Source organism: Nocardia sp. NPDC004711, from assembly GCF_053601595.1.
This window is the reverse complement of record NZ_JBSGCB010000003.1, coordinates 91,840-117,352: the sequence shown is the minus strand read 5'-3', so window position 1 is coordinate 117,352 and position 25,513 is coordinate 91,840. Positions and strand designations below refer to the sequence as shown.

Below are 25,513 nucleotides of genomic sequence, written 5' to 3'. Positions count from 1 at the left end.
CCAGAGTTTCCTGCCCTCGAAGCTATGGCCAACGCGGTGTTTCGATCCGAAATAGTCCCGATGATCGGAACCCGGGTTCCGCTCGATACGGACCGCTCGCTGTGCAGCGGCTATTTGTGGGCGTATTCCCAGGTGATGTCCTCGTCGAGGGCCTTGCGGATGTTGCGTTCCAGGTCCGGGTTCCAGTCCTGCGGCTGGGCCACCGCGACCCAGCCGTCCAGGGGCAGGTCGCCGTAGCGGTGGCCGTGGCCCGACGGGACGCCCTGGGCGTTGGCCAGGTCCGCGCTGATCTGCCAGAAGGTGACGATCGGCCACCAGCGGATGGACTTGGAGACGTCCGCACCGCGCGGCTCCTTCAGCCAATCCGGCTGCGTGAACAGCAGATCCGGCGACCACCAGACGATCGGGTCGGAGGCGTGCTGCAGATACACCACGCGCGGGTCGAACCACGCCCGGTCCGGGCGGCCCAGTTCCGGTGCGGTGGCGGCGAAGCGGACGATCAGTCCGTCGGCGTAGATGGGCAGGATCTCCGGCGTTCCCGGATCGCGGCGCCGCTCGAGCTGACTCCAGATCCGGTTGGAGTTGGGCGGGCCGACCCACAGCACGCCGTCGACCATGGTGCGGATGTCGTCGAGTCCGGTGAAGGCGCCCTCGGAACCCTGCGAGCCCAGACTCTCCCCGTACACCAGCAGTTTCGGGCGCTGTCCCGGCGGCAGCTGCGCCCAGCGCTCATGGACGGCGTGGATCACCGCATTCCCGGACTCGGTGGCCTTCTCGCGGTCGGACAGGAACGACAGCACGCTCGGCAGGTAGGAGTACTGGGTGGCGGCGATGGCGGTGTCACCGCCGTACATGTACTCGATGGACGAGGCGGTGGTGGAGTCCACCCAGCCGGTTCCGGTGGTGGTGACCACGACCAGCACCTTGCGCTCGAAGGCGTGGGTGCGATCCAGTTCCCGCACCACCAGATCGGCGATGTCCTGCTGCGTGTTCGCCGAGTCCAGGCCCGCGTACACCCGAATCGGTTCGCGCGCGGGCCTTCCCGTGACCTGGGCGATCCGGTCCGCGGTCGGCGCGGTGGCGACGAACCAGCGGCCCTCCGACCCGAGGGTGTCCCAGGGCGCCAGTGACTGTGGGCTGCCGGACCTTTCGGGCAGCTGCGGCTGGACGATGCTCGCCGAGGTCTTGCCGTTGCGCAGGCTGAACGCCGAATTCGCCACGGAGAAGAAGGCTTTCGCCAGCACGCCCTGGAACAGCAGCACCGCGACCACCGCGACCACGATCACCGCGCCCGGGTAGGCGATGTTCCGCGGCACCCGCCATTCGATGTTGAGCAGCCGCACGATCAGCCGGATCAGCCACCGCACCAGGCGATACGCCACGATCACCAGCGCGAGGGTCGCCGCCGCCACCAGTTCGGCGCGCAGGTAGCTCGAGGTGGTGGTCGGCGTCATCCCCATCAGCACTTCGAGATCACGCTGCCAGCGCGCCGACCGGGCCAGCACCAGGGCCGCGCCGGCGATGGTCCCGACCACGATCACGGCCTTGCTGACCGCCCGGGTCGTCTCGCTCGGATGCCAGAGCTTGGCCAGGCCCTCGGCCGACTCCGGCAGCCGTGGCCGCACCCACTTCTTGAAGGCCCACTCCAGCACGCCACCCACGCCGTATCCGATGGCGGCACTGATCCCGCACACCAGACCCTCGAACAGCCAGGTGCGCGGAAGCAGTGAGGGCGACACCGCCCAGAGGAAGAAGATCCAGGCCACCACCAATCCCGGATAGCTCGGATTGACGGCCCGCTCCGCCCGATCCGCGACCGCCCACACCCGTGAACGCAGCGATGCCGGCCGTGCCGCGCCTGCGGCCTGCCCATTCGTCTCACCCGTGTCGGTCGATTCACCAGTCGCGGTTACCTTTTCGCCCGGTGTCGTCTCATCGCGACCGGTTGTCTCGGCACGTTCGGTCGTCTCGGCACGTTCGGTCGTCTCGGCACGTTCGGTCGTCTCGGCACGTTCGGTCGTCTCGGCACGTTCGGTCGTCTCGGCGGGCTCGGTCGGCTGTTCCGGCTCGGTCGGCTGCTCGGGCTCGGCCGCAGGCTGAGATACGGGCGGCTGGGGTTCGGTCGTTTCGCCGCGCCCGGTAACCGCGTCGCGGGCGTCGTCCCCGTGCTCGTCACCCTGCTGTTCGTCCGCCGTCATGCCCCCGAGTCTGGTCGCACGACGGCGGCCACACGAGAGCGACACGCGCGCCGACACCGCCCGGACAACGGGGGCTCAGTCCGCCGCCCAGCCATTGACACGCCCCGGTTGTCGATCACAGATGCTGCGGCAGGGTGCAGTCGTCGAGATCGGGGTGTTCCAGGCGCGCGACCAGCTCGGGGTTGGCGTCGCGAACGCGGCGCGCGACGTCCACGAACGACCGCACCAGCGGCGTCTCGTGGTCGACGCGCCAGCCGACCGTCACCTGGTTGTGCGGAGCGTCCGCGACCGGCAGCACCCGGACCCGGGGAAACGGCATCCACCGCGCCGACGCCACCGTCAGCACGACGCCGACCCCCACCGCGACCTTGTGCAGCTCCTCGAGCAGCGAACTCGACCGGGACACCACCGGCGCGGGCCGCCCGTCGCGGTGATCGTGCAACTCCCAGAAGGCATTCCACTCCGGATCGGTGGTGGCCGCCCCGAGCAGCGGCTCGTCGAGCAGGTCCCGCACCCGCACCTCGGGCAGTTCCGCCAGCCGGTGCTCGGCGGGCACCAGCGCCACCAGCGGCTCGGCGAACAGGGGCTCGAAGCGGATTCCGGCCGCGCGGAACGGGAGTCGCACGAACGCCACGTCGACGGTCCCGCTCTCCAGGCCGGCCGCGGGCTCCTCGTAGGTGAACTGCCGCATGTCGACCGTCACCCCGGGATGCTGTTCACGGAAGGCCGCGAGGATCGGCTCGGTGAGGGTGAGCGCCGCGCCCTCCAGATAACCGAGCACCAGCCGATCCGACTCCCGCCGCTGCGCCACCCCCGCCCGCTCGACCGCCATTTCCAGTGTGGCCAAAGCGCTTCGGACGCCTTCGAGGAGGGCCGCCCCCGCCGCGGTGAGCTCGACGCTGCGGGTGGTCCGCGTGAACAGCACCAGATCCAGCGCCTTCTCCAGCTGCCGGATCTGCGCGCTCAGCCCCTGCTGCGCCACATGCAACCGCTGCGCGGCGCGCGTGAAGCTCAGCTCCTCCGCCACCGCAACGAAATACCGCAGCTGCCGCATGTGAATTTCCATAGCGGGCGAGTCTAGAACCCGTTCCAGAGGCAAAACGGCCATCGACCACCACAACTCACCCGACGCGGCAGCAACCCGGCCGCCGGATCGCCGCTGCGGACAAGGGACAGCGACCACGGACGCCGAGCGGCGGCGGTGCCGGCGCGGCGGCAGCCATGGCCCTCGGCCCGGTGTGAGCGGTGTCACCCTCATCGCCTGCGAGTCCCGGCCACCTCGAAGCCTTCTCGCCTCGATCCTGGAGCGACTGGCCCGTTACGCCGCCGAAACCCCGTTCCGCAGTGGCTTCCGTGCCCTGCCGCCCGAGAGTGTCGACGCAAAGCGATCGGCTATCCGCGGCGGGCGGCCGCGGTGCCCGCGCGGCGGCCGAAGAAGGTGCCGTCGCCCAGGGATGTCCCGGAGATATAGCCGAAGCCGTGCAGGCCGTTGGCGGCCCGGCCCGCGGCGTAGAGGCCCGGGATGGGGCGGCCGTCGAGGTCGAGAACGTGGCCGTCCAGGTCGGTGTGGAGGCCGCCCAGGGTGAAGACGGATGCGCCGGTGCCACGACGGTCACCGGCCTCCGACGGCGGGCGCACGCCGGCCTTGACGTCGATGGCGGCGAACGGCGGGGTCAGCTCGCGCAGCCAGCGGGGCGACTTGTGGTGGTCGAGATCGGTTCCCTGCCGGGCGAATTCGTTGTAGCGGGTGATGGCCGCGGTGAGCGAGCCGGCGGGCAGGCCGGTCAGCTCTTCCAGTTCGGCGGGCGTCTCGGCGACGTGGGTGGGCCGCACACCCCAGCGCTGCGGCTCGGGGACGTCCTCGAAGCCGTCCTCGTCGACGACGACCCAGACCGCGGTGTCGTCGCCCGCCCAGCTGCCGCCCATGTTCTGGCGGTAGAGCGCGTGCTGGCCGATGCGGCCGGGGTAGGTGTCCTCGTTGATGAAGCGGCGGCCGAGGGCATTGACCACCAGGCCGCGCACGGCCAGCCCGGGAATGAGGGACATGCCGACCTGACCGGCGGACATGTGGCGCACGGCCGCGCCGAGAGCCTGGGCCATGCGGACGCCGGAACCGTCGTCGGTGCCCGCGCTGACCTTGGTGTGGCCCAGCAGTTGCGGCGCGTGGGCGGCGAGCATGTCGTCGTTGTCGACGAAACCGCCGGTGGTGAGCACGATGCCGCGACGGGCGCGGATGGTGATCTCCTTGCCGTACCGCCGCGCGACCACTCCGGCCACGACACCGTCGCCGTCCACGATCAGGGTGCCGACGTGGGTGTCGAACAGTGCGGTGGCGCCGGCGGATTCGGCCGCGCCGGCCAGGCACTCCATCAGCAGCTTGCCGCCGAAGTCATTGGCGGTGGGCCGGTGCCCGCGCGGGGCCGGGTACGCCACTTCGGTGAAGGGCCAGCTGTTCTCGCCCAGCCACATGAGCCCGTCGTCGGTGGGCGGCACCCAGGTGGGGGCGTCCCACATGGTCGGCTTGAACGGCACGCCGCGGTCGACCAGCCAGTGGAAGTGCTCGACGCTGCCCGCGCAGTACTCGTCGATCTTGGCCGCGTCCGCACCCGCGCCGAGCGCCGCCTTCAGGAAGGCCGCCATCGCCTCGGGGGTGTCGTCGTAGCCGCAGGCCACCTGGATCGGGGTGCCGCCGCCCAGGTAGATCTCGCCGCCCGACATGGCCGACGCGCCGCCCGGACCGCCGGACCGGTCCACCACCAGCACCCGGGCGCCCGCGTAGGCCGCCTCGTAGGCCGCCGAGGCGCCCGCGGCGCCGTACCCGACGACCAGCACATCGGTCTCGATGTCGTACTGGCTCACCTCGCCGGCCGCCCGCGGCGTGACCGGATTCCGCACTGTCATGCCTCGACGGTGCCCGCTCCGACCGCCGTCACTTAGCGCCCCATCTTGCTGAGCGATTCACCGATCCCGTTGACCGGGACTGTGACCCGTCGCCACCCGTTGCACTGGGGATGGTGTGTGAACGGCGTCACTGTGGTTGGGGATGCCTGCATGAGGAGGAGAGTCAATGCGGATTCTGGTCACCGGTGTCACCGAGCCGAGCGGCCGTGCCGTGGCGCGCATGCTGCTGGCGGCCGGCCACGAGGTGGTCGGCCTGGACCGGCAGCGGCACCGCTACGTGGACCCGCGGGTCGAGGTGATCGTCGGCGATCTGTCCGACGCCCAGGTCTGCGCGCGGGCCGTGGCCGGGGTGGACGCGGTCGTGCACCTGGCCGGTCCCGCGGTGGCGGCAATCGCCCAGGCGGCCAAGGATTCCGGTGCGCGCCTCGTGGTTCCCGTTGCGGCGGGCGGCGATTCGAGTGTCGAGAAGATCGTGACCGGCTCCGGCGCGGACGCGCTCGTCGTGCGCACCGCGCTGGTGGCCGGCCGGCGCATCGACCGCGGCAGCTGGCGCGCGCTGGAGAGCCTGACCGGCGGCGGCAAGGGCAGCATCCAGGTGCTGCACTACGACGACCTGGAGCGCTTCCTGGTGCTGGCGGCGCTGTCGCAGCGCGGCGGCGTGGTCGAGCTGGCCGCGCCCGGCAACGTGTCGAGCGCCGAGGTGAAGCGCATCCTCGCCGACGCGGGCGTGAAATACGGTGCGTGGCTGCCCAAGTCGTCGGCGTCGCAGACCCCGGTGGACGCGAGCGCCGCCCGCGAGGACTGGGGCTTCCGCTACGGCTGGACCGCCACCGAGGTGATCGCCGACGTGGCGCGCGCGCTGCACGGCCGCAAGAGCGGCGGCTCCGGTATCCGCGCTCGCCGCGGCGCGATTCCGCTGCCCACCCACGTGGTGCCCCAGAACGCCCCGACCTCCGACGGCTACGCGCTGAAATCGGCTGCGCCCGAAGGCCTGCAGGGCGAGTTCGACGACATGGTCGACGACCGCATCCCGGTCTACACCGCTACCAACACCTCCGAGGCGCTGCCCGGCCCGCTCACCCCGCTGACCATCGATCTGCAGGCGGGCGCGATCCGGCTCGGCAACGAGGCCATGGGCCATATGATCGCCATCGAGGGAATCGCGCTGGAGCACTGGGTGTCCCGCGTGACCAGCGTGCTCGGCCACAGCGTGTACATCAATGCCTCCATCGGCGTCTTCTCCGCGCAGAACATGCCCGGCTGGGACGAGGAGAGCGTGCGCCGCGACGTCTACGGCACCATCGGCGATGTCGAACTGCACCCCGAGGGCCGCCCGGCCATGCCGACCGGCCTGGCCGCCCGCGCCGGCACCTTCAAGGCCATGGGCCGGGTCGCCGCCACCGCGCTCGGCTACAGCAAGACCGCCGAGCACATCAATGCCGCCTCGCACGCGGAAGCGCTGACCCGCGACCAGATCTCGGAGCTCACCGACGAGCAGCTGCACGCCCGCGCCCTGCTCTGGCGCGACCGCCTCAACCAGGCGTGGCAGGCGGCCTCCATCGGCGTCATGATGACCGGCGCGGCCACCGCCGCGCACAAGGGCGAGGTCAAGATCGACCTGAATCGCCTGGAGTCGGCCAAGACGATGCTGGCCGTGGAACGGCTGGCGGCCCTGTGCCGCAAGGACGCCGGACTGCAGGCGCTGGCCAAGACCGGTGACGTGGCGGCCGCCCGCGAGAAGTCGCCGGAGTTCTCGCAGGCCCTCGACCAGGAGCTGGCCCGGATCGGCCACCGCGGCCCGGGCGAGTGCGAGCTCATCAACGCCACCTTCGGCGACCGTCCCGAGCTGCTGGTCACCGCCGCCGGGCGGGCCGCGGAAATGCCCGCGCCGCACCGCGAACCGGTGCCGGAGCCGACCAGCCGCACCGCCAAGATGGCCGTCGGCGCGACCGTCTACCGCGAGCGCGCCCGCGACGCCGTCGTGAGGGTCACCAACTGCCTGCGTCTGGCCACCCAGGAGCGGGCCGCGCGCCTGGTGCACGCGGGCAAGCTCACCGCGATCGAGGATTCGGCGTTCCTGAACCTCGACGAAATCCTCTGGGCCCCGGCCGATCTGCAGGAGCGGGTGGCGCGCCGCCGCGCCGAGCGCACCCGCTTCCAGGCCATCCGGATGCCCGATGTGGTCAACGGCCCGTGGGAGCCGGAGGAGATCTCCGGCGCGATCGCGGTCGGCGACACCATCTCCGGCCTGGGCGTGAGCCCGGGCGTGGTGGAGGGCACCGTCAAGCGCGTGCTGACCCTCGACGACGACATCGAGCCGGGCGACATCCTGGTGGCCGCGGTGACCGACACCGGCCACACCGCCATGTTCGGCTACGCGGGCGCGGTGGTCACCGATATCGGCGGCGCGGCCTCGCACGCCGCCATCGTGGCCCGCGAGTTCGGCGTCCCGTGCGTCGTCGACACCAAGACCGCCAGCACGGCGCTCCAGGACGGCCAGCGCGTCCGGGTCGACGGCGCCGCCGGAACCATCACGCTGCTGGCCGACGCGGAATAGCTCGGCCGGCAACCGCACCGTGCCTCGGGCGCGCTCCCGCGCTCGCGCCCGAGGCCGGTCGGTCATGCCCGGACCCGCGGGCCCACGCCGTATCCGGCAGCCGGGCCCGCGCCAGAAGCCCGGACCGGGACACCCCACCACCCGGTCCGTGACCGAAAGGAACCCCCTAGTGACGATCTCGCGCGCCGTACGCGGCACACTCACCGGTGTAGCCGCCGCGCTCATCGCCCTCACCCCGATCGCCGTCACCCCGGCGCTGGCGGCGCCCGTGCCGGTGCTACAGACGCCCAAGGGCGCGTCACTGGACCTGCCGTCCGCGCCGAACGCCCGGGACCTGAGCGGCATCCCGACCCAGGGCGGCGGGGGCAAGGTCAAGGACGGTTCGGTCTTCCGCTCCGACGCGCTGAACAAGCTGAGCGACGCCGAGCAGCAGCAGCTGGTGTCGGCGGGCATCGTCGAGATCATCGACTTCCGCAGCCCGACCGAGCGCGGCCAGAACCCGGACAAGCTGCCGGCCTCCATCCCGGAGAAGTCGCTGCCGGTCTACGACCCGAACAACGACTTCTACCTGTTCTTCGCCAAGGCCGTGCAGGGCGGCCCGGCCGTGCAGCAGCAGCTGCTCGGTGACGGCAAGGGCCATCAGTACATGGTCGACTACTACAAGTGGATGGTCACCGACCCGACCGCGCGCTCGCAGTTCAGCGCCGCGGTCAAGGAGATCGCCAACGCCAACGGCCCGGTGCTGTTCCACTGCACCGCCGGTAAGGACCGCACCGGCTGGATGTCGGCCATCCTGCTGAGCGCCCTGGGCGCGCCGAAGGGCCAGATCTACAACAACTACCTGGCGTCCAACGACAACCTGGCCGCGTCGAACAAGGCCACGCTGGACGGCCTGGTCGCCAAGGGCCTGGTCACCGATCCGTCGCTGTTCGAGCCGGTGCTCGGCGTGGACCGCGACTACCTGGACGCCTCCTTCGACGCGGTCCAGCAGAGCTTCGGCTCCTTCGACAACTTCCTGTCGCAGGGCCTGGGCGTCGACGACGCGACCGTCGCCGCGCTGAAGTCCAAGCTGGTCGGTAAGTAGCAGTTCCCGGAATGCCGGCGCCGTGCGTGGGACGGCGTCGGCATTCGTATGTCCGCCGCATGTCCGCTTCACATTCGTGATCGACATGCGAAAATTCGCATGGTGCACGATATCTGGCAGCTGGACGGGCGGCGCACCCGCTCGGTGAGCGCGGAGAACCCCACCGGCGCGGCCGGCGGGGGCGGGCGTGCCATCTCCGGAACCGGGGCCTTCGCGGCCGCGGGGCTGGGACGCGGGTGGAAGGTGTCGCCGTCCATCGATCTGCCGCCCGGCGAAACCGCCACGCTCGCCGACCTTTCCGGGCCCGGTGTGATCCGGCACCTGTGGCTCACCACCGATCGCGCGCTGCTGCGCGACTTCACCCTCCAGATGTATTGGGACGGTTCGCCCGAACCGGGCGTCGCGGTGCCGCTGGGCGACTTCTTCTGCAACGGCTGGGATCAGCTGGCGCTGATCAATTCCGCCATGGTGGTGGTCGCGCCCGCCGGCGGGCTGAACAGCTACTGGCCCATGCCCTTCCACACTCACGCGCTCATCACCCTGCACAACGGGTCCGAGCGGGCCGCGCCGGTGTACTACCAGATCACCTATCTGGAGGAGGAATTACCCGGCGCCGCCGGGTATCTGCACGCCCGGTGGCGCTGCTCCGATCCGCTGGGCAACCCGGCGGAGCATCCGATCGTCGAGATCGACGGCGGTCCCGGACGGTATGCCGGGACGTATCTGGCCGTGCAGCCGCGGGCGGCGGGCTGGTGGGGCGAGGGCGAGCTGAAGTTCTATCTCGACGACGACACCGAATTCCCCACCCTGTGCGGGACCGGCACCGAGGACTATTTCGGCGGGGCCTGGAATTTCGAGCTCGACGGCGCTTATCGACCGTACTCCACCCCCTATCTGGGCATGCCGCAGGTGTTGCCGCCGCATCGAATCTACGAACCGCACCAGCGATTCGGCATGTACCGCTGGCACATTCCCGACCCGATCTGTTTCGACCACGGCCTGCGCGCCACCGTGCAGGCGCTGGGCTGGCGCGCGGACGGCCATTACCTACCGCTGGACCAGGCGCATGTGGCCTCCACCGCCTTCTGGTATCACGCCCTCCCCTGATCCCCCGCGTGTCCCCGTAACGATTGCGGGAAAACAGAAAGATTGCGATTGCTATTGCGTAAAACGCGTCGAACGGGTGGCACGCGGGTGCATGGTTATTGCTATGCGCGCCTTGGTGGTCGAGAAGCCCGGACAGTTCTCGGTCGAATCCGTGCCGGATCCTACTCCGGGCACCGGTGAGGTAGTGATCCGGGTGGATGCGGTCGGGATATGCGGTACCGATATCCATATCGTGGAGGGCGAATTCCCGCCCACGCCCTATCCGATCGTGCCGGGCCACGAATTCGCGGGGGAAGTGGTGGCGCTCGGCGCGGACGCGGCCGGGGTGCGGGCCGGTGACCGGGTGGCGGTGGATCCCTCGCTGTTCTGCGGGCGCTGTCACTACTGCGCGATCGGGCGCGGCAATCTCTGCGAGAACTGGGGCGCCATCGGCGACACCGTGGACGGCGCCATGGCCGAGTACGTGAAAGTGCCCGCCGCCAACTGTTATCGGCTGCCCGGGCATGTGCCGCCCGCGCACGGCGCACTGGTGGAACCACTCTCGTGCGCGGTGCACGGATTCGATGTGCTGCCACGGCGACTCGGATCGCACTACCTGATCTACGGCGCGGGCACCATGGGGCTGCTCATGCTGCAGCTGGCCATCGCGGCGGGCGCGGCGTCGGTGTCGATGGTGGACACCAATGCCGACCGGCTGGCCACCGCGCGCACGCTGGGCGCGGACGCGGCCACCGTGTCCGCCGAGGACATGGACCGGCCCGAGGGCTGGGAGATCGTGATCGATTGCAGCGGAACGGTGGCCGCGATCGAGGACGGGCTGTCCCGGGTGCGGCGCGGCGGCACCTATCAGCAGTTCGGGGTGGCACCGGCGGCGGCGCGGGCGAGCATCTCGCCGTTCCGCGTCTACAACGACGAGATAACCATCGTCGGCTCCATGGCCGTGCTGCACAGTTTCGGACGGGCCGTGGACCTGCTCGGTGAGGGCGTCATCGACGCCGACACCGTGATCACCCACGACTTCGCACTCGACGAATTCGGCGATGCCCTGCGGACCTTCCGCGCGGGCACCGGACGCAAGATCCAGCTGCATCCCGGACGGGCGGCGGCACGATAGAGGGTGGTGGCTGGCCAATGACGGTCGTTGCCGGAGTGGACTCGTCCACTCAGTCCTGCAAGATCGTGGTGTGCGATGCCGATACCGGAACGATATTGCGGCACCGCCAGATTCCGCACTACGACGGGACCGAGGTGCCGCCGCTCATGTGGTGGGAGGCGCTGCGGGCGGCGTGTGATCGCATGATGCGCGATGTGGAGGCCATCGCGGTGGCCGGGCAGCAGCACGGGCTGGTGGCGCTGGACGCGGCCGGGCATCCGGTGCGGGATGCGTTGCTGTGGAACGACACCCGGTCCGCGGAGGCGGCGACACAGCTGGTGGACGAGCTGGGCGGGCCGCAGGCGTGGGCGGACGCGGTGGGGAGTGTGCCGCTGGCCGCGCACACGGTGGCCAAGCTGCGCTGGTTCGCCGATCACGAACCCGAACTGGCCGACCGGACGGTCCGGGTTCTGCTGCCGCACGACTACCTGACCTGGCAGCTGCGCGGCGGTGATCCGGCCACCGAGCCGACCACCGATCGGGGTGACGCCTCCGGCACCGGGTACTGGTCACCGGCGGCGGGCGCCTACCGGCCGGATCTGCTGGCGCTGGCCTTCCGCGGCCGCAGTCCCGCGCTGCCGCGGGTGCTGGCGCCCGCCGAGATCGCCGGGCACACGCCGGGCGGGCGGCTGGTGGCGGCCGGCACCGGCGACAATGCCGCCGCCGCACTGGGTCTGGGCATCGGGGAGGGGGATGTGGTGGTCTCGCTCGGGACCAGCGGCACCGTCTTCACCCGCGCCGCGCACCCCAGCGCCGATCCCTCCGGCGCGGTGAACGGGTTCGCCGACGCCACCGGGGCGTTCCTGCCGCTGGTGTGCACGCTCAATGCCGCCCGGGTGCTGGACGCGACCGCGATGCTGCTGGGCATCGATGTGTCCGGCCTGGAGGTGCTGGCCGCGCAGTCGCCCGCGGGCGCGGACGGTCTCACCCTGCTCCCCTATCTCGCGGGTGAGCGGACCCCGAATCTGCCGTACGCCACGGGCAGCCTGCACGGCCTGCGCCCGCACACCATGCGTCCGCACCATCTGGCCCGCGCCGCCATCGAGGGCATGCTCTGCAATATCGCCGAGGCCCTGGACCGTCTGCCGACGGTGCCGCATCGAATCCTGTTGATCGGCGGGGCATCCCGCTCCCGCCTCATCGCGCACGCCGCCGCCACCATCTTCGGCCGCACCGTCACGGTGCCCAATCCGAACGAATACGTTGCCCTCGGCGCGGCCCGCCAGGCCGCGTGGGCCCTGCGCGGTGGGCCCCGCCCACCCCGCTGGCCGACCCCCGCGGGCACCGAATTCCATGCTCTGGCAGTGGGGATCGGCGCCGCTATTCGCCAGCGCTACACCGAGATACGCGACACCTACTACCCGTAGACGACCGGACCGTCGGACAGATAGTCGTCCCAGGTCTGGTGCCGGGTGATGTAGGTCCGGATGGCGTCCCGGGCAATGTCGTGTTTCGACCGCCCTTCCATCGCCGCCTGCGCACTCAGCGCAGCTTCTTCGTCCTCGCTGAGCCGCAAAGTCCATGCCACCGCGAATTCATACCACCCCCGAGCAACCCTGTCTGCCGAACGGTTGACCAGTTGACAACCATCACATGACCGGCGGGTAGCTCCGGGCCGTGCGACCAGCCGCGATTGCGCTCACGGCGAGCGTAACCATCGTCGGTACCGGTGGCCGGGTCGTAGCTTCACGCGGTATGACAACCGAGCTGAGCACTCCGTTGAACGATATCGTCGAGGCGACCGGCCGGGCCGTGGCCGCGGATCCCGCACAGGCCGCGGTGGTGTTCCGGGCCGCGGGGACACCGGAGGGCACCGTCGGGAGCGCGATTGCCCTGGGGCGGTACACGGTTCGGGTGGACGAGCCGCCGGCACTCGGCGGCGCGGGGTCCGCGCCGAATCCCGTCGAGGTGTATCTGGCCTCGCTGATCGCCTGCCAGGTGGTGACGTATCGGTTCTGGGCGCAGCGGCTCGGCGTGGCCATCGAGGAGCTGGCCGTCGACGCCGAGGGCGATCTCGATGTGCGCGGCTTCTTCGGACTCGACGACACGGTCCGCCCCGGATTCCAGGCGGTGCGCGTGACCGTGCGGATCAGCGGACCCGAGTCCGCCGAGCGCTACGCCGAATTGCAGCGGGCGGTCGACGAGCACTGCCCTGTCCTGGATCTCACCACCGGCCGGACCCCGGTCGAGACCACCCTCGTCACCCAGTAGGAACACGTCCCCAACCCACCGGAGGCCCCGATGACCGCATCCGCTCTGCCCGAAGACCCCACCGCCGCCTGGAGTTTCGAGACCAAGCAGATCCACGTGGGGCAGACGCCCGACGGCGCGACCGGCGCCCGCGCGCTGCCGATCTACCAGACCACCTCCTACGTCTTCCGCGACACCGACCACGCCGCCGCGCTGTTCGGGCTGGCCGAGCCGGGAAACATCTACACCCGCATCATGAATCCCACCCAGGACGCGGTGGAGCAGCGGATCGCCGCGATGGAGGGCGGTGTGGCCGCGCTGCTGCTGGCCTCGGGTCAGGCGGCGGAGACCTTCGCGATCCTGAACCTCGCGGGGGCCGGGGACCACATCGTGTCCAGCCCGCGGCTGTACGGCGGCACCTACAATCTGTTCCGGTACACCCTGCCGCGGCTGGGCATCGAGGTGAGCTTCGTCGAGGATCCGGACGACCTCGACCAGTGGCGGGCGGCAATCCGCCCGAACACCAAGGCTTTCTACGGGGAGACGGTGTCCAACCCGCAGAACCACATTCTCGACATTCCCGGCATCGCGGAGGTCGCGCACGGTTCCGGGATCCCGCTCATCGTCGACAACACCGTCGCTACCCCGTATCTCATCCAGCCGCTCGCCCACGGGGCGGACATCGTCGTGCACTCCGCGACGAAGTACCTGGGCGGCCACGGCGCGGCCATCGCGGGCGTGATCGTCGACGGCGGCGCCTTCGATTGGCGCAGTGGACGTTTCCCCGGATTCACCGAGCCCGACCCGAGCTACCACGGTGTGGTCTACGCCGATCTCGGCGCACCCGCCTACGCGCTCAAGGCGCGGGTGCAGCTGCTGCGTGATCTGGGCTCGGCCATCTCGCCGTTCAACGCCTTCCTCATCAGCCAGGGCCTGGAGACCCTCAGCCTGCGCCTCGAACGGCACGTCGCCAATGCCCGGGCGGTGGCCGAATTCCTCACCGCGCGACCCGAGGTCACGGCCGTCTCCTATGCGGGCCTGCCGTCGTCACCGTGGTACGAACGTGGAAAGCAGCTGGCCCCCAAGGGCGTCGGCGCCATCATCGGCTTCGAGCTGGCCGGCGGAGTCGACGCGGGCAAGCGCTTCGTCGAAGCCCTCACCCTGCACAGCCACGTCGCCAATATCGGCGACGTCCGCTCCCTCGTCATCCACCCCGCCTCCACCACCCACTCTCAGCTGACCCCCGAGGAGCAGCTCGCGGCTGGCGTCACCCCCGGCCTGGTCCGCCTGGCCGTGGGAATCGAGGGCATCGACGACATCCTCGCCGATCTGCGCGCCGGATTCGCCGCCGCGCAGTAGCCCTCAGAAGCGATCGAACGGGCGAATCGGCGGGGAGACAGCCGAATTCACCTGGAGAGCGATGATCAGCCCGATGCTCAGGTAGGTGCTGATCGGGCAGAGGACCACCGCCGCCGCATACAGCAGTTGCACGATGCCGATGCGGCGGCGGATGGCCGTCAGGTCCTCGGGTCCGATGTGCTCGGCGAGCAGACCGGCGCGGCGCGCATAGCGGAGCGCGGCGAGCTGGACCAGGCCCAGATACAGCAGGTCGGCCCAGTACACCAGCAGGGCCAGGCGGGACTGGGGGAAAGCGGCCAGCAGCGCGGTGGCGAAGGGCACCAGGCAGATGCCGAACAGGAACATGAGGTGGATCCAGGTCAGCGAGCGGTCCGCCCGGTCCATCAGGTTGAGCTGGGTCTGCTGGCCGATCCAGAACATGCCGAGGGTGAGGAAACCCAGCAGGCAGATGAGGAACTGCGGGCCCACGTGGGTGAGCGCATGCCAGACCGGTTGCTCATCGGAGACCGCGCCCGCACTCCACAGCGAGCGCTCGTGCCACGCCTCGCCCGCGGGCACGTGCAGATCCAGCACCAGCAATGTCATTGCCACAGCGAAGATTCCGTCGCTGAGCGCCCCGAGGCGGCCGAGATCCTGCGCCGCGATGCGGTGATACCGAGTCATCCACCTGCCCTTCCCCGCCGGACCCTAGCGGATGTCACGGGGCGGCGCGGTGTTGCTCCCGGGCGAGGAAGTGGGCGGTGGCTCTCGTTGCGTCGTAAAGGGATCGGTAGTGGCGGTAGTACGGGGCGTAGTGGGCGGTGACCGACGGGTCGGGTTCGACCGTGGTGATGATCGGGTTCCAGGCGGCGGTGTCCAGGCCCAGGGATTCGGCGGCCAGCAGGGCGTCGCCCAGGGCCGCACCGACCGTGTCGGCCGGAAGCTGCTGGGGCAGGCCGGTGATGTCGGAGACGATGCGGGTCCACAGCCCGCCCTTGGTGCCGCCGCCCACGGCCACCAGCCGGGTGGCGGGAGCCCCCGCGGCGGCCATGGCCTCGAGGTTGTGCCGCACGCCGTAGCCGATGCCCTCGAGGACCGCGCGGTAGAGGTCGGCGCGCTGGTGGGTGACGGTGAGACCGGCGATCACGCCGCGGGCGTCCGGATCGAACAGGGGCGTGCGTTCGCCCGCGAAGTAGGGCAGCACCAGCAGCCCGCGGCTGCCCGGCGGAACCTGGGCGGCCTCGTCGACGAGTTCGGAGAAATCGCTGCCGGTGAGGGTGCGCAGCCAGTCGGTGATCGCGCCGGAGGTGGCCATGCCGGCGGCGGACGTGTACGTGCCGGGCCAGGTTCCGCAGGTGGTCCACAGGCCGGGCTGGGGGCGGGGGTCGGTCAGCACCTGGGTGAGGAACATGGTGGTGCCGTACATGATCATGCAGTCGCCGGGGGCGCGGACGCCGACACCGGCGGCCTCGGCCCAGGCATCGATGGTGCCGGTGGTCACCGGCAGCCCGGCGGGCAGGCCGGTGGCCGCGGCGGCCTCGGCGGTGATCCGGCCGACTATCTCGGTGGGCCAGGCCAATTCGGGTAGTCGCAGGCCGGGTGCGACGGATTCGGCCCAGTCCACGGCCCATTCGCGGGCCATCAGGTCGTACATGGGCACGCACTGGCTGGCGGATTGATGGTCCAGGACGTAGCGGCCGGTGAGGCGATGGACCAGAAACGAGCTCGCCATCAACAGCATCCGGGTGGCCCGCCACACCCGCGGATCGTGGCGGATGAGCCAGCGCAGCTTCGGCCCGACCGCCTGACTGGTGAGCGGCGAGCCGCAGCGCTCCAGCACCGTCTGCGCGCCCAATTCCGCGTTCAGTTCCTCGATTTCGTCGCCGGCGCGCGTGTCGACCCCGTAGAGGATGGCGGGCCGCAAGGGGCGGCCCGCAGCGTCGGCGGGCAGCAGGCACGGCCCGATGCCGCTCACCGCGAGCCCCTCGAGGGGTTCGCCGTCGGCGGCCGCCACCAGTTCGCGGGCGATGGCCGCGAAGTCGGCCCACCACACGGTCTCCGCGTCGTGCTCCACCCAGCCCGGGCGCGGCGTCGAAACCCGGTGCGGTCGTTCGGCTCTCATCGCGACCGTGCCCGCGTGGTCGACCAGGACGCCCTTGGATCCGGAGGTGCCGATATCGATGCCGAGGAACATGTCAGCTCGCCCGGCTGAACTCGTCGAGCGTGACATCGAGCAGTTCGCAGGCCGCGCGGACGGTGGCGCGCTGGTCGCCCGGCACGGCGTGAATGTGATTGGCGCCGAAGCGGGACAGGAAGTCCCCGGCGTCGGCGTCCAGGCGGGCGAAGGCGTGCGGCCACTCCCAGGTGGACTGTTTCATCAGCGATTCGTTGGTGGCCGGGTCGTAGGTCTCGAACTCGCCGAGCATCAGCTGCATGCGGTAGGCGCCGTCGCGGCGGGTGAGCCGGGCCAGCGTCATCTGCCCGGGCGCGGCCAGGTGATGCACCGACGCGCCGCCGGCCGGGAAGAAGAACACCTCCGGATACAGGTGCACCCGGGCCAGATTCTCGGCCGGATCGTCGCTGCGCGCCGCGTACCAGGTGGCGTGCTGGCCGGAATTGCACAGATCCCATATGTCACGGTCGGCGTGATAGTGCCGGACATCGGCGAAGAGCACCGGCGTGCCCGCGATCTGCTTGAGCAGCTGCATGGTGAGCGCCCCGTCCATATCCGCCTCGGTGGCGCACACGTGGGGCTGTTTGGGCCCGTTCCAGTCGTAGGGGTCGTTGAGGAACGCCTCGGTGATGTCCATGGTGGCGAAGTACTGGGTGAGCTCCGGCTGTCCTTTGATGCCGGAGAAGTCCAGCCGCCACTCCGCGATCAGATCCCGCATGGCCAGGTAGGAGCGCAGCTGCCGCTCCAGTAGCTCCGGCGTCAGCTTGCCGCCGTCGTAGTGGACCCCGGCGGTATTGCGCTCCAGCCATTCTCGCGCCGCCCGGGCCTCACCGGCGTCGGCGAGTTCGGCGCGGCGCACGATCTCCCACTGGTCGATCTCCTCGACATCGATGCCGAAGGCCCGCTGCCACTGATCGGTATTGGCGACCGCGGTGTTCATGCCCATGGGCCGCCCGCCGATGCGCCCGAAGGTGCTGCCCCGCAGGCCGGCCACCGCCGCCGCACCGCGAGCGCGTTCCCCGATGGCCGCGATCAGGTCCGGATCGGCGGGATCGCCCCACAGCCGGGCGTGCGCGCGGCCGATCTGATCCAGCGCGCCGCCCGCCGCCAGCATGCCCACCATGCCCGGCTGCACCGGGTCGATATTGGACAGCAGCAGCAGCGGCCCGCGCAGCGCGCCCGCGGCCAGCATGGTGAAGTGCGGGAACGCCCACACCGCGTAGTGCAGCACGGTCAGGTCCACCCCGGCCGCCTCCACCTGCCGGGCTACCCGCACCGCCTGGTCGTTGCCGCCGATGGGTTGCACACCGCGAATCACGATGTGCCCGGCCGCGGTCAGCTCGGTGACGAGCCGGTCCTCCGCGGTCCGGATGAATCCGACGATGCCGCCGTGCACATAGTCGCGGCCGTCGGAAAGACTGATCACGCCGATTCGGGCCATACTGCCTGCCTCCCCGCACTGGGTGGACTCTCGACTCCGTTCAGAATTCCAGTTCAGGCCGCACGCCGCGCCCGAAATCGGATTTTCGGGGTGAACGCGGGCCGGGCTGTCTCAGCGTGGGAAGTGCAAGCGGGCCAGCGCGACTCCGCCCTGCGCCCAGCCCGCGTGGGTGATCCAGAGGGCGTCCTCGTGGGTGATCACCTCGGCCGCGTGGGCGGGTACGTGCCCCACGCGGCCGGACGCGTCGAAGTGAAAAGGGTTGTCGCCGCGGAAGATCTCGGTGCCGACATAGCCGGGGCGCGGACCGATCAGCAGATACCAGGCGCCGGCGTGGCGGAGCACGAACGGCGATTCGGTATTGCCCGCGCCGGTTCCGGTCGACGGGTCGGTGTAGGCGATGCGGCGGTCGCTCCAGTGCACCAGGTCCGGGCTGGTGCGGTAGGCGACGACATGGTTGCCGCCGGTGGGGGCGCTGGTCGCGCAGTAGTACATGACCCACTGCCCGGCCACCCGCAGCACCATGGGGTCGCGGGCGTCGTAGCCGTCGCGGAAGACCGGGCCGCCCGGATGCCGGGTCCAGTGGAACAGGTCGGCGGAGGTGGCCAGGCCCATACCCGTTGCGGTGCGGTCGGTTCCGCCGCCGTCGTAGAACATGAAGTAGGCGTCGCCGTCGCGCACCACGAAGGGGGCCCACAGGTGGGTCTCGCCGCGCTCGCGGTCCACCGTCAGCGCGGCGGGATGCTTGGTCCACGGGCCGTGCGGGTCGTCGGCGGTGGCGTGCGCGAACTCGGTCTCGTCGAAGGGGTCGGCGGGCTCGGGATGGGTGATGCCGAACAGGTGCCAGCGCCCGCCGACGTCCTGGACCAGGGTGTGATCGTTGATGTACCAGCACTGATCCGGCTCGCTGGGGTCGTAGATGTGCCGGAACTCCCCCGCTGTCACCGTGCCCATACCCGTCCTCCATATAGGACCTGAACTGTCCTATTTCCGTTCGACAATGGACCCATGCCGGAACTCTCGCTGCGAACCCTAAACCGCACGCTGCTACTGCGTCAGAAGTTGAACGAACGGGTCGCCATGCCCGCCGCCGAGCTGGTCCGGCATCTGGTCGCGGTGCAGGCGCAGGAACCGAACTGGCCGTATGTGGGGCTGTGGTCGCGCCTCACCGATTTCCGCCATGCGAATCTGACCACGTTGCTGCGTGATCGAACAGTGGTGCGCGCCACCATGATTCGCCGGACCGTCCACCTGACGGACGCCCAGGCCTACCGCCGGCTCTACCCGACGGTCCGACCGGCGATCGAGCCCACGCTCCGCTCGGTCCATCTCCGGGCTGCGGTCGAGGGCCTCGATATCGCCGAATTGGCCTCGGCCGGAACAGAACTGCTGACCGGCACCACCATTTCCCGCCGGGATCTCCCCGCTGTCCGCGACGAGGCCGAACGCCTGCTCCCGATCGTCGTACCCGGTGAAGAAGGCAAGATCATGATCGAGACGTGCTGATCGGCTCTCTCCCGCGTGGCCGCATCAGGGGGTCAGCGGGCCTTTCTCGCAGCGCGGAGGAAGTCCTTGTTCAGGCGGCCGATGACGTCCTGCGGGATCTCTTTCGGGCAGGCGAGGGTGCATTCGCCGGTGTTGGTGCAGCCGCCGAAGCCCGCATCGTCGTGGGCTTCGAGCATGCCGACGACGCGGGAGTGGCGCTCCGGCTGTCCCTGCGGCAGGAGGCCGAGGTGGGTGACCTTGGCGGCGGTGAAGAGCATGGCCGAACCATTGGGGCAGGCGGCCACGCACGCGCCGCAGCCGATGCATTCGGCGGCCTGGAAGGCCAGATCGGCGTCGGGTTTCGGGACCGGGATCGAGTGCGCCTCGGGTGCGGCGCCGGTCGGCGCGGTGATGTAGCCGCCCGCCCGGATGATCCGGTCGAAGGCCGAGCGGTCGACCATCAGGTCCTTGATGACCGGAAAAGCCTTGGCCCGCCACGGTTCCACGGTGATCGTGTCGCCGTCGGCGAATTTCCGCAGGTGGAGCTGGCAGGTGGTGGTGGCCTGCTCCGGGCCGTGCGGAGTGCCGTCGATGACGAGTGAGCACGCGCCGCAGATGCCCTCGCGGCAGTCGTGGTCGAAGGCGATGGGCTCCTCGCCGGCGCCGGTGAGCCGTTCGTTGAGGACATCGAGCATTTCCAGGAACGACGCGTCGGGCGAGACCTCCACGCCGTAGTCGACCATCCGGCCCTTGTCGCGGGAGTTCCGCTGCCGCCAGATACGCAGGGTGAGTTTCATTCTCGATTCCGCTCTTACTTGTAGGACCGCGTGCTGGGCTGGACGTACTGGTAGCTGAGCGCTTCCCGGTGCAGCGTCGGTGGCTCGTCCTGGTTCCATTCCCACGCGGCGACATAGGAGAAGTTTGCGTCGTCGCGGCGGGCCTCACCGTCCTCGGTCTGCGACTCGGCCCGGAAGTGGCCGCCCGCGGATTCGGTGCGGTGCAGGGCATCGATGACCATGAGTTCGGCCAACTCCAGGAAGTCGGCCACCCGGCCCGCGCGTTCCAGCGACTGGTTGAGGTCGTCCCCGGAGCCCGGCACGTTGACGCGCTCCCAGAACTCCGCGCGCAGTGCGGGAATCAGGACCAGCGCCTTGCGCAGTCCCGCCTCGGTCCGTTCCATGCCGCAGTACTCCCACATGAGGTGGCCGAGCTCGCGGTGGAAGGAGTCGACGGTGCGGTCGCCCCGGATGGACAGGAGTCTGTCGATCATCGCGGTGACCCGGGCCTCGGCGGCCGCGATCGCGGCGGCCGGCACCTCCCCGGCCGGACCGCGGGCGAGATAGTCGCCGAGGGTGGCCGGCAGGACGAAATACCCGTCGGCCAGGCCCTGCATGAGCGCGGAGGCCCCGAGCCGGTTGGCGCCGTGGTCGGAGAAATTGGCCTCCCCGATCACGAACAGTCCCGGAATGGTGGATTGCAGGTCGTAGTCCACCCACAGCCCGCCCATGGTGTAGTGCACGGCGGGGTAGATACGCATCGGCATCTCGTACGGGTTCTCGCCCGTGATCCGCTCGTACATCGTGAAAAGGTTGCCGTACTTGGCTTTCACCGCATCGACGCCGAGCCGCCCGATGGCGTCGGCGAAATCGAGATAGACGCCGAGCCCGCCCGGCCCGACTCCGCGCCCCTCGTCGCAGACGTTCTTGGCCGCGCGGGAGGCGATGTCGCGCGGCACCAGATTGCCGAATGCCGGATAGATGCGTTCCAGGTAGTAGTCGCGCTCGTGCTCGGGCACATCGCCGGGCTTGCGTTGGTCCCCAGCGTTTTTGGGCACCCACACCCGGCCGTCGTTGCGCAGCGACTCCGACATGAGCGTCAACTTCGACTGATGCTCACCCGAGACCGGGATGCAGGTCGGATGAATCTGTGTGAAGCAGGGATTGGCGAAGTACGCGCCGTGCTTGTGCGCCCGCCAGGAGGCCGTGACATTCGAGCCCATGGCATTGGTCGACAGGAAGTAGACATTGCCGTACCCGCCGGAGGCCAGCACCACGGCGTCGGCCGTGTAGGACCGGATCGCGCCGGTGACCAGGTCGCGCACGACCACACCCCGCGCCACCCCGTCCACCATGATCAGGTCGAGCATCTCGTGGCGCGCATGCAGTTCCACGGTGCCCGCGTCGACCTGCCGCAGCAGCGCCTGATACGCGCCCAGCAGTAGCTGCTGCCCGGTCTGGCCGCGGGCGTAGAAGGTGCGCGAGACCTGCGCGCCGCCGAACGACCGATTGTCGAGCAGGCCGCCGTACTCCCGTGCGAACGGAACACCCTGCGCCACACACTGATCGATGATCTGCGTCGAGATCTCCGCCAGCCGGTGCACATTCGACTCACGGGACCGGTAGTCACCGCCCTTGACCGTGTCGTAGAACAGCCGGTGCACGCTGTCACCGTCATTGCGGTAGTTCTTGGCGGCATTGATCCCGCCCTGCGCGGCGATCGAGTGCGCCCGCCGCGGCGAATCCTGGAAACAGAACTGGATCACGCGATAGCCCTGCTCCCCCAGTGTGGCCCCCGCCGAGCCGCCGGCCAGCCCGGTGCCGATGACGATGACCGTCTTCTTGCGCTTGTTCGCGGGATTGACCAGCTTGGCCTCGAACTTACGGGTGGTCCAGCGCTCGGCGATCGGCCCGCCCGGCGCTCTGGTGTCGGCGATCGGCTCGCCGACGCGGAAAAGACTATCGTTCATGGCTATTTCACCCATCCGAAGGAGACAGCGATCGGGACGGCCAGGAAACCGGCGACCAGCAGGATCGAGACGGCGGCCGCGAGCAGGTCGTAGCCGCGAGCGCCCGCCAGACCCAGGGTCCGGGCGGCACTGCGAATACCGTGCCGCAGGTGCAGACCCACCATGACCACGGCGACAACGTAGAAGAGCGTGACGTACCAGTGGGACGGCGCGAAGTCGGCGACCACCTTCTCGTACGGAGTCGCGTTGCGGCCCAGAGGATTCACCGCGCCGAAGGTCAGATCCAGCAGATGCCAGACGAGATACAGCGCGATGATCACCCCGCCCCACCGCATGGTGTGAACGGCATAACCCTGCGCATGCGACTTCTTCTTCGCCGCGTACCCGACCGGCCTGGCGCGCCGCGCCGTACGCGCAAGCGAGACCGCCGACCACATGTGCAGGATCACGCTCACCGCGAGCACGACCTCCACAGCCGACAACAACCCCCGCCGAGGCACCGCGGGCTCACCAATCGTCCGCAACCACTCGGCGTAATGATTGAAATCCGACGCCCCCAGAAACACTTTGAGATTCCCGGCCATGTGGGCGATGAGGAAAAGGACCAGAATGCCCCCGGTCACCGCCATTACGGCCTTCTTGCCCACCGTCGTCCGGTAGAGCTCAGGTATTACGACAGCCACCAGCGGAAACTACGTCCGCTCCGCGCCCCCGGTCCAAGTCCCCAACGCTCTGGTCTCCATGACCCTGGCCTATGCACCGAGCTGCAACCGGAATTACTACGGCAAGTAGTGAATGCGGCCCGTGAACGATGTCACACGGAGACCGAACCAGCGGACCCCGGCCGAGTGCACTCGGCCGGGGTCCGCTGGTTCGGCGTCGCGATCAGCGGATCTCTCGGGTGAGTCGGGACGACCACGGACACCAGAAGCAACCCGGCAGGAAAGCGCCGCAAGCCTCGTCCAGGTTGTCCTCGACGTAGGAGATAGACGAGTCGCAGACCTCGATCGCCATAGTGAAGAAGCTGATCGTGTCCGGGTCGAGGTGGAAGCTCCAACCCGGGTTGTAGTCGGCCACCCGCTTCCTGATGCGTCCCATGACATGGATCGACATCTGCTCCTCGCCGGACAGGATCCGGCGCGCTTCCGCGATGCGCTGCTCGTCATTGAGCCGGATGATGAATTCCTTGCCGGAGTAATCGGTGAATGCGAAGTCCGCCATGACATCTCCCTGCCAGAAGTAGTGGATGGGATTCGTACGCGGTTCTGCATCGATGCACTCAGCATCGTATCGGCGCGAGAGCGCTGTGTACACGAAATTCTCTGTGCGCCAATCGATTTGGACCTCCGGCCGGTTTCCGGCGGCGGTAACCGGACCGACGGGTCAGTTCTGACCCTGGTTAGCGGCGTGGTGGCCGTTGCTTCGAGAGGAAAGCTGGGCTCGGATCGATCTCCCGGCGAATATCAACTCACGGATCGCGATAGCGCCCCGCGCAACGGGCGCGGCGACCCGGCCCTCGGCGTCGATCAGCACAGCCGACGGTGTACCGCGGACGCGATATCGCAGCGCCGCCTCATTGCCCTGCTGCACCAGCGACGGGATCTCGCCCAGACCCTGTTCGGCGCCCCAAACGGCCTGCTCATCGGCATCGCCGTTCCCGACGACGACCATGGTCATGGCCGTGCGCGCTCGCCACCGCGGCAGCTCACGGGCCAGCGCGGCGCACATCTCACAGCCCGGGTGCACGAACACCAGCAGCACTGCCCTGCCTCCTGAGAGCAGGTCCGCGAGGTTCGTGCGGGTGCCCGCGAGGTCGAGCAACTCGAACTCCGGCGCGACCGAGCCGACCGGCAGGCCCTCCGCGCCCAGCGTCGAGAGCGCCTGCTCGTCCAGCCGGCGCCGCAGCGCGCCGACCTGGCCGACCAGCCATGCCAGGACCCCGCACAGCAGCGCGCCGAGCGCGAGCCCGGTCGCGGCATCGGCAGCCAGTCCGGCGGGCACCGAGGGACGGGCCAACCCGCCCCACACGACCGACGCCGCGAGCACCATCAGCACACCGTTGCGCACGATGCTGCGCGCGCCGATCGGCGTCGTACTCGCCGCGCCGAAGCATGAGCACGAGGGGCGCTTGCCGCGCCGCAACAAACCGACCATGACCACCGTGAAGACCGTCAGCAGGAGCAGCGCGCCGACTGCCGCCGCGACGGCCGTCCACGGCAGCACGACGCCGACCGCCAACACCGCCTCGGCGACCGGCAGCCCCCACGCCACGGCGGGCACCCACCGCACCGGCACCTCGAACTCCCCCACCGCCTGCCGCGTACCGGCGCGATCGGCCAGTTTCCCCCAGGCCGACAACCCGAACACCACGGCGAGCGCCAATCGCGTAACCCACACCCCGTATTCGATCAGCATGGGCCGCACCCTCCCACATCAGCGATTATTCGAATCAGGAATCGCCGGAAGAGTATTCGAGGTGTTGCGAAGACCTGCCGGACACGTCATCGTCCGGCCGCGGCGACAAGAGCGGCGCCTGCACACCGATGCGATGGGTGGCCCGAGACCCCAGCTCGGCGGCCTCGTGGGGGTCGAGACCGCCGGCTGGGATCCGATCGTCGAGTTCGTGACCTTGCACAGCCCATGCGACGGTAGGTACGCCGCGGGCTAGAACTGCTCGATTTTCATCCTGTCGCAGGAGAGAGTGACGGTCTCGTTCGCCGGCCCGGCGTTGCCGGCCTCGAGCGAGGGAACGTTCCACGAGCGAGTCCAGGCATTTATCAGACTGATCGACAGAACGGGTTCCCCGTGACTGTCCAGCTCGGTGATCGTGATCGTCGCTCTCGCGCCGTGGGGGTCCTTCAGCGACTGCCGGATCCAGCGGTCGAATACCTCGCTCTTGTCCGGGCTCCGGGTGATGGTCACCTCACGCTGCTCGGCCTCCGGCTGGCGGTCATCGCGTCCATCGCCGAGACCGGACACCACGCGGCGCGCCTGCTCCATGAAGAACCTGTCCAGATCGATACGGAACATTCCCGTGCTGATCTTGTCCTGGGTTTGCATGTCGACCTCCTGAATTCGTAACCGGTTGGTTTCTCGCTCATGAGGCAATGCCATTCGAGAGTACGGCGTCGACCGGGCCGCCG

General features: G+C 69.6%; 22 protein-coding genes. 8 read left to right on the top strand and 14 right to left on the bottom strand.

All coding sequences use genetic code 11. The features are described from left to right. Window positions 1-110: 110 nt before the first annotated feature. The 3 genes from ACWEKS_RS03585 to ACWEKS_RS03575 all read right to left on the bottom strand — a co-directional run bounded on the left by ACWEKS_RS03585 (window position 111) and on the right by ACWEKS_RS03575 (window position 5,099). On the bottom strand, window positions 111-2,198 hold the full coding sequence (locus ACWEKS_RS03585) for an alpha/beta hydrolase (protein WP_452338613.1): 2,088 nt from the start codon (window positions 2,196-2,198) through the stop codon (window positions 111-113). Window positions 2,199-2,313: 115 nt separating this feature from the next. Continuing rightward, a complete protein-coding gene (locus ACWEKS_RS03580) occupies window positions 2,314-3,264 on the bottom strand; it encodes a LysR substrate-binding domain-containing protein (RefSeq protein WP_452338612.1) in 951 nt (316 codons plus the stop codon). Window positions 3,265-3,590: 326 nt separating this feature from the next. Next, entirely contained in the window at window positions 3,591-5,099 is a 1,509-nt protein-coding gene (locus tag ACWEKS_RS03575; RefSeq protein WP_452338611.1) for an FAD-dependent oxidoreductase, read from the bottom strand. A 166-nt stretch (window positions 5,100-5,265) separates the two neighbouring features. On the opposite strand from ACWEKS_RS03575, the gene ACWEKS_RS03570 reads away from it, so the two are divergent. From ACWEKS_RS03570 to xylB, 5 genes are all read left to right on the top strand, one after another. Further along, entirely contained in the window at window positions 5,266-7,656 is a 2,391-nt protein-coding gene (locus tag ACWEKS_RS03570; RefSeq protein ID WP_452338610.1) for a PEP-utilizing enzyme, read from the top strand. A gap of 169 nt (window positions 7,657-7,825) precedes the next feature. Further along, a complete protein-coding gene (locus tag ACWEKS_RS03565; RefSeq protein ID WP_354834944.1) occupies window positions 7,826-8,740 on the top strand; it encodes a tyrosine-protein phosphatase in 915 nt (304 codons plus the stop codon). Between the two features lie 99 nt (window positions 8,741-8,839). Then, window positions 8,840-9,847 carry a glycoside hydrolase family 172 protein gene (locus ACWEKS_RS03560; RefSeq protein ID WP_452338609.1) on the top strand — a complete coding sequence of 336 codons (1,008 nt, stop codon included), beginning with the start codon at window positions 8,840-8,842 and terminating at the stop codon, window positions 9,845-9,847. A gap of 103 nt (window positions 9,848-9,950) precedes the next feature. Beyond that, entirely contained in the window at window positions 9,951-10,961 is a 1,011-nt protein-coding gene (locus ACWEKS_RS03555) for a zinc-dependent alcohol dehydrogenase family protein (protein WP_379382428.1), read from the top strand. Between the two features lie 17 nt (window positions 10,962-10,978). After that, window positions 10,979-12,367: a xylulokinase gene (gene xylB, locus ACWEKS_RS03550; protein ID WP_452338608.1), complete on the top strand. Its 1,389-nt coding sequence runs from the start codon at window positions 10,979-10,981 to the stop codon at window positions 12,365-12,367. Here xylB and ACWEKS_RS03545 read toward each other — a convergent pair. Then, window positions 12,358-12,528, bottom strand: coding sequence for a ribbon-helix-helix protein, CopG family (locus ACWEKS_RS03545; protein WP_379382431.1), 171 nt, complete (start codon window positions 12,526-12,528; stop codon window positions 12,358-12,360). The two genes, xylB and ACWEKS_RS03545, sit on opposite strands and share 10 nt — an antisense overlap. A gap of 167 nt (window positions 12,529-12,695) precedes the next feature. Here ACWEKS_RS03545 and ACWEKS_RS03540 point away from each other — a divergent pair, with 167 nt between their 5' ends. Both ACWEKS_RS03540 and ACWEKS_RS03535 read left to right on the top strand, forming a co-directional pair. Then, entirely contained in the window at window positions 12,696-13,211 is a 516-nt protein-coding gene (locus ACWEKS_RS03540) for an OsmC family protein (RefSeq protein WP_452338607.1), read from the top strand. 30 nt (window positions 13,212-13,241) lie between these two features. Then, the gene (locus ACWEKS_RS03535) at window positions 13,242-14,549 is read left to right on the top strand and encodes a bifunctional o-acetylhomoserine/o-acetylserine sulfhydrylase (protein WP_452338606.1); all 1,308 of its coding nucleotides are present in this window, start codon (window positions 13,242-13,244) and stop codon (window positions 14,547-14,549) included. 3 nt (window positions 14,550-14,552) lie between these two features. On the opposite strand, the gene ACWEKS_RS03530 is transcribed toward ACWEKS_RS03535, so the two are convergent. The 4 genes from ACWEKS_RS03530 to ACWEKS_RS03515 form a co-directional block, all read right to left on the bottom strand. After that, complete coding sequence (locus tag ACWEKS_RS03530) at window positions 14,553-15,212, bottom strand: TMEM175 family protein (protein WP_452338605.1); 660 nt, start codon at window positions 15,210-15,212, stop codon at window positions 14,553-14,555. A gap of 34 nt (window positions 15,213-15,246) precedes the next feature. After that, entirely contained in the window at window positions 15,247-16,722 is a 1,476-nt protein-coding gene (locus ACWEKS_RS03525; RefSeq protein ID WP_452338604.1) for an FGGY-family carbohydrate kinase, read from the bottom strand. A 1-nt stretch (window position 16,723) separates the two neighbouring features. Further along, a complete protein-coding gene (locus ACWEKS_RS03520) occupies window positions 16,724-18,142 on the bottom strand; it encodes an L-fucose/L-arabinose isomerase family protein (protein ID WP_452338603.1) in 1,419 nt (472 codons plus the stop codon). Window positions 18,143-18,253: 111 nt separating this feature from the next. After that, the gene (locus ACWEKS_RS03515; protein ID WP_452338602.1) at window positions 18,254-19,093 is read right to left on the bottom strand and encodes a glycosyl hydrolase family 32; all 840 of its coding nucleotides are present in this window, start codon (window positions 19,091-19,093) and stop codon (window positions 18,254-18,256) included. A gap of 54 nt (window positions 19,094-19,147) precedes the next feature. Between ACWEKS_RS03515 and ACWEKS_RS03510 the strand changes: the two genes are divergently transcribed. Continuing rightward, window positions 19,148-19,645 (top strand): DNA glycosylase AlkZ-like family protein, encoded by a 498-nt coding sequence (locus tag ACWEKS_RS03510; RefSeq protein ID WP_452338601.1) that lies wholly within the window; start codon window positions 19,148-19,150, stop codon window positions 19,643-19,645. Window positions 19,646-19,677: 32 nt separating this feature from the next. Here the strand turns inward: ACWEKS_RS03510 and ACWEKS_RS03505 are convergent, their stop codons facing one another. From ACWEKS_RS03505 to ACWEKS_RS03480, 6 genes are all read right to left on the bottom strand, one after another. Next, window positions 19,678-20,421 carry a succinate dehydrogenase/fumarate reductase iron-sulfur subunit gene (locus tag ACWEKS_RS03505; RefSeq protein ID WP_452338600.1) on the bottom strand — a complete coding sequence of 248 codons (744 nt, stop codon included), beginning with the start codon at window positions 20,419-20,421 and terminating at the stop codon, window positions 19,678-19,680. A 14-nt stretch (window positions 20,422-20,435) separates the two neighbouring features. Further along, window positions 20,436-22,370: a fumarate reductase/succinate dehydrogenase flavoprotein subunit gene (locus ACWEKS_RS03500; RefSeq protein WP_452338599.1), complete on the bottom strand. Its 1,935-nt coding sequence runs from the start codon at window positions 22,368-22,370 to the stop codon at window positions 20,436-20,438. Between the two features lie 2 nt (window positions 22,371-22,372). Next, window positions 22,373-23,053: a succinate dehydrogenase cytochrome b subunit gene (locus tag ACWEKS_RS03495; protein WP_452338598.1), complete on the bottom strand. Its 681-nt coding sequence runs from the start codon at window positions 23,051-23,053 to the stop codon at window positions 22,373-22,375. Between the two features lie 202 nt (window positions 23,054-23,255). Then, complete coding sequence (locus tag ACWEKS_RS03490; protein ID WP_452338597.1) at window positions 23,256-23,591, bottom strand: BP74-related protein; 336 nt, start codon at window positions 23,589-23,591, stop codon at window positions 23,256-23,258. Window positions 23,592-23,753: 162 nt separating this feature from the next. Continuing rightward, window positions 23,754-24,785: a MauE/DoxX family redox-associated membrane protein gene (locus ACWEKS_RS03485; RefSeq protein ID WP_452338596.1), complete on the bottom strand. Its 1,032-nt coding sequence runs from the start codon at window positions 24,783-24,785 to the stop codon at window positions 23,754-23,756. Between the two features lie 249 nt (window positions 24,786-25,034). Beyond that, window positions 25,035-25,430, bottom strand: a complete 396-nt coding sequence (locus ACWEKS_RS03480; RefSeq protein WP_452338595.1) for a phage tail protein — start codon at window positions 25,428-25,430, stop codon at window positions 25,035-25,037. Window positions 25,431-25,513 lie beyond the last annotated feature (83 nt).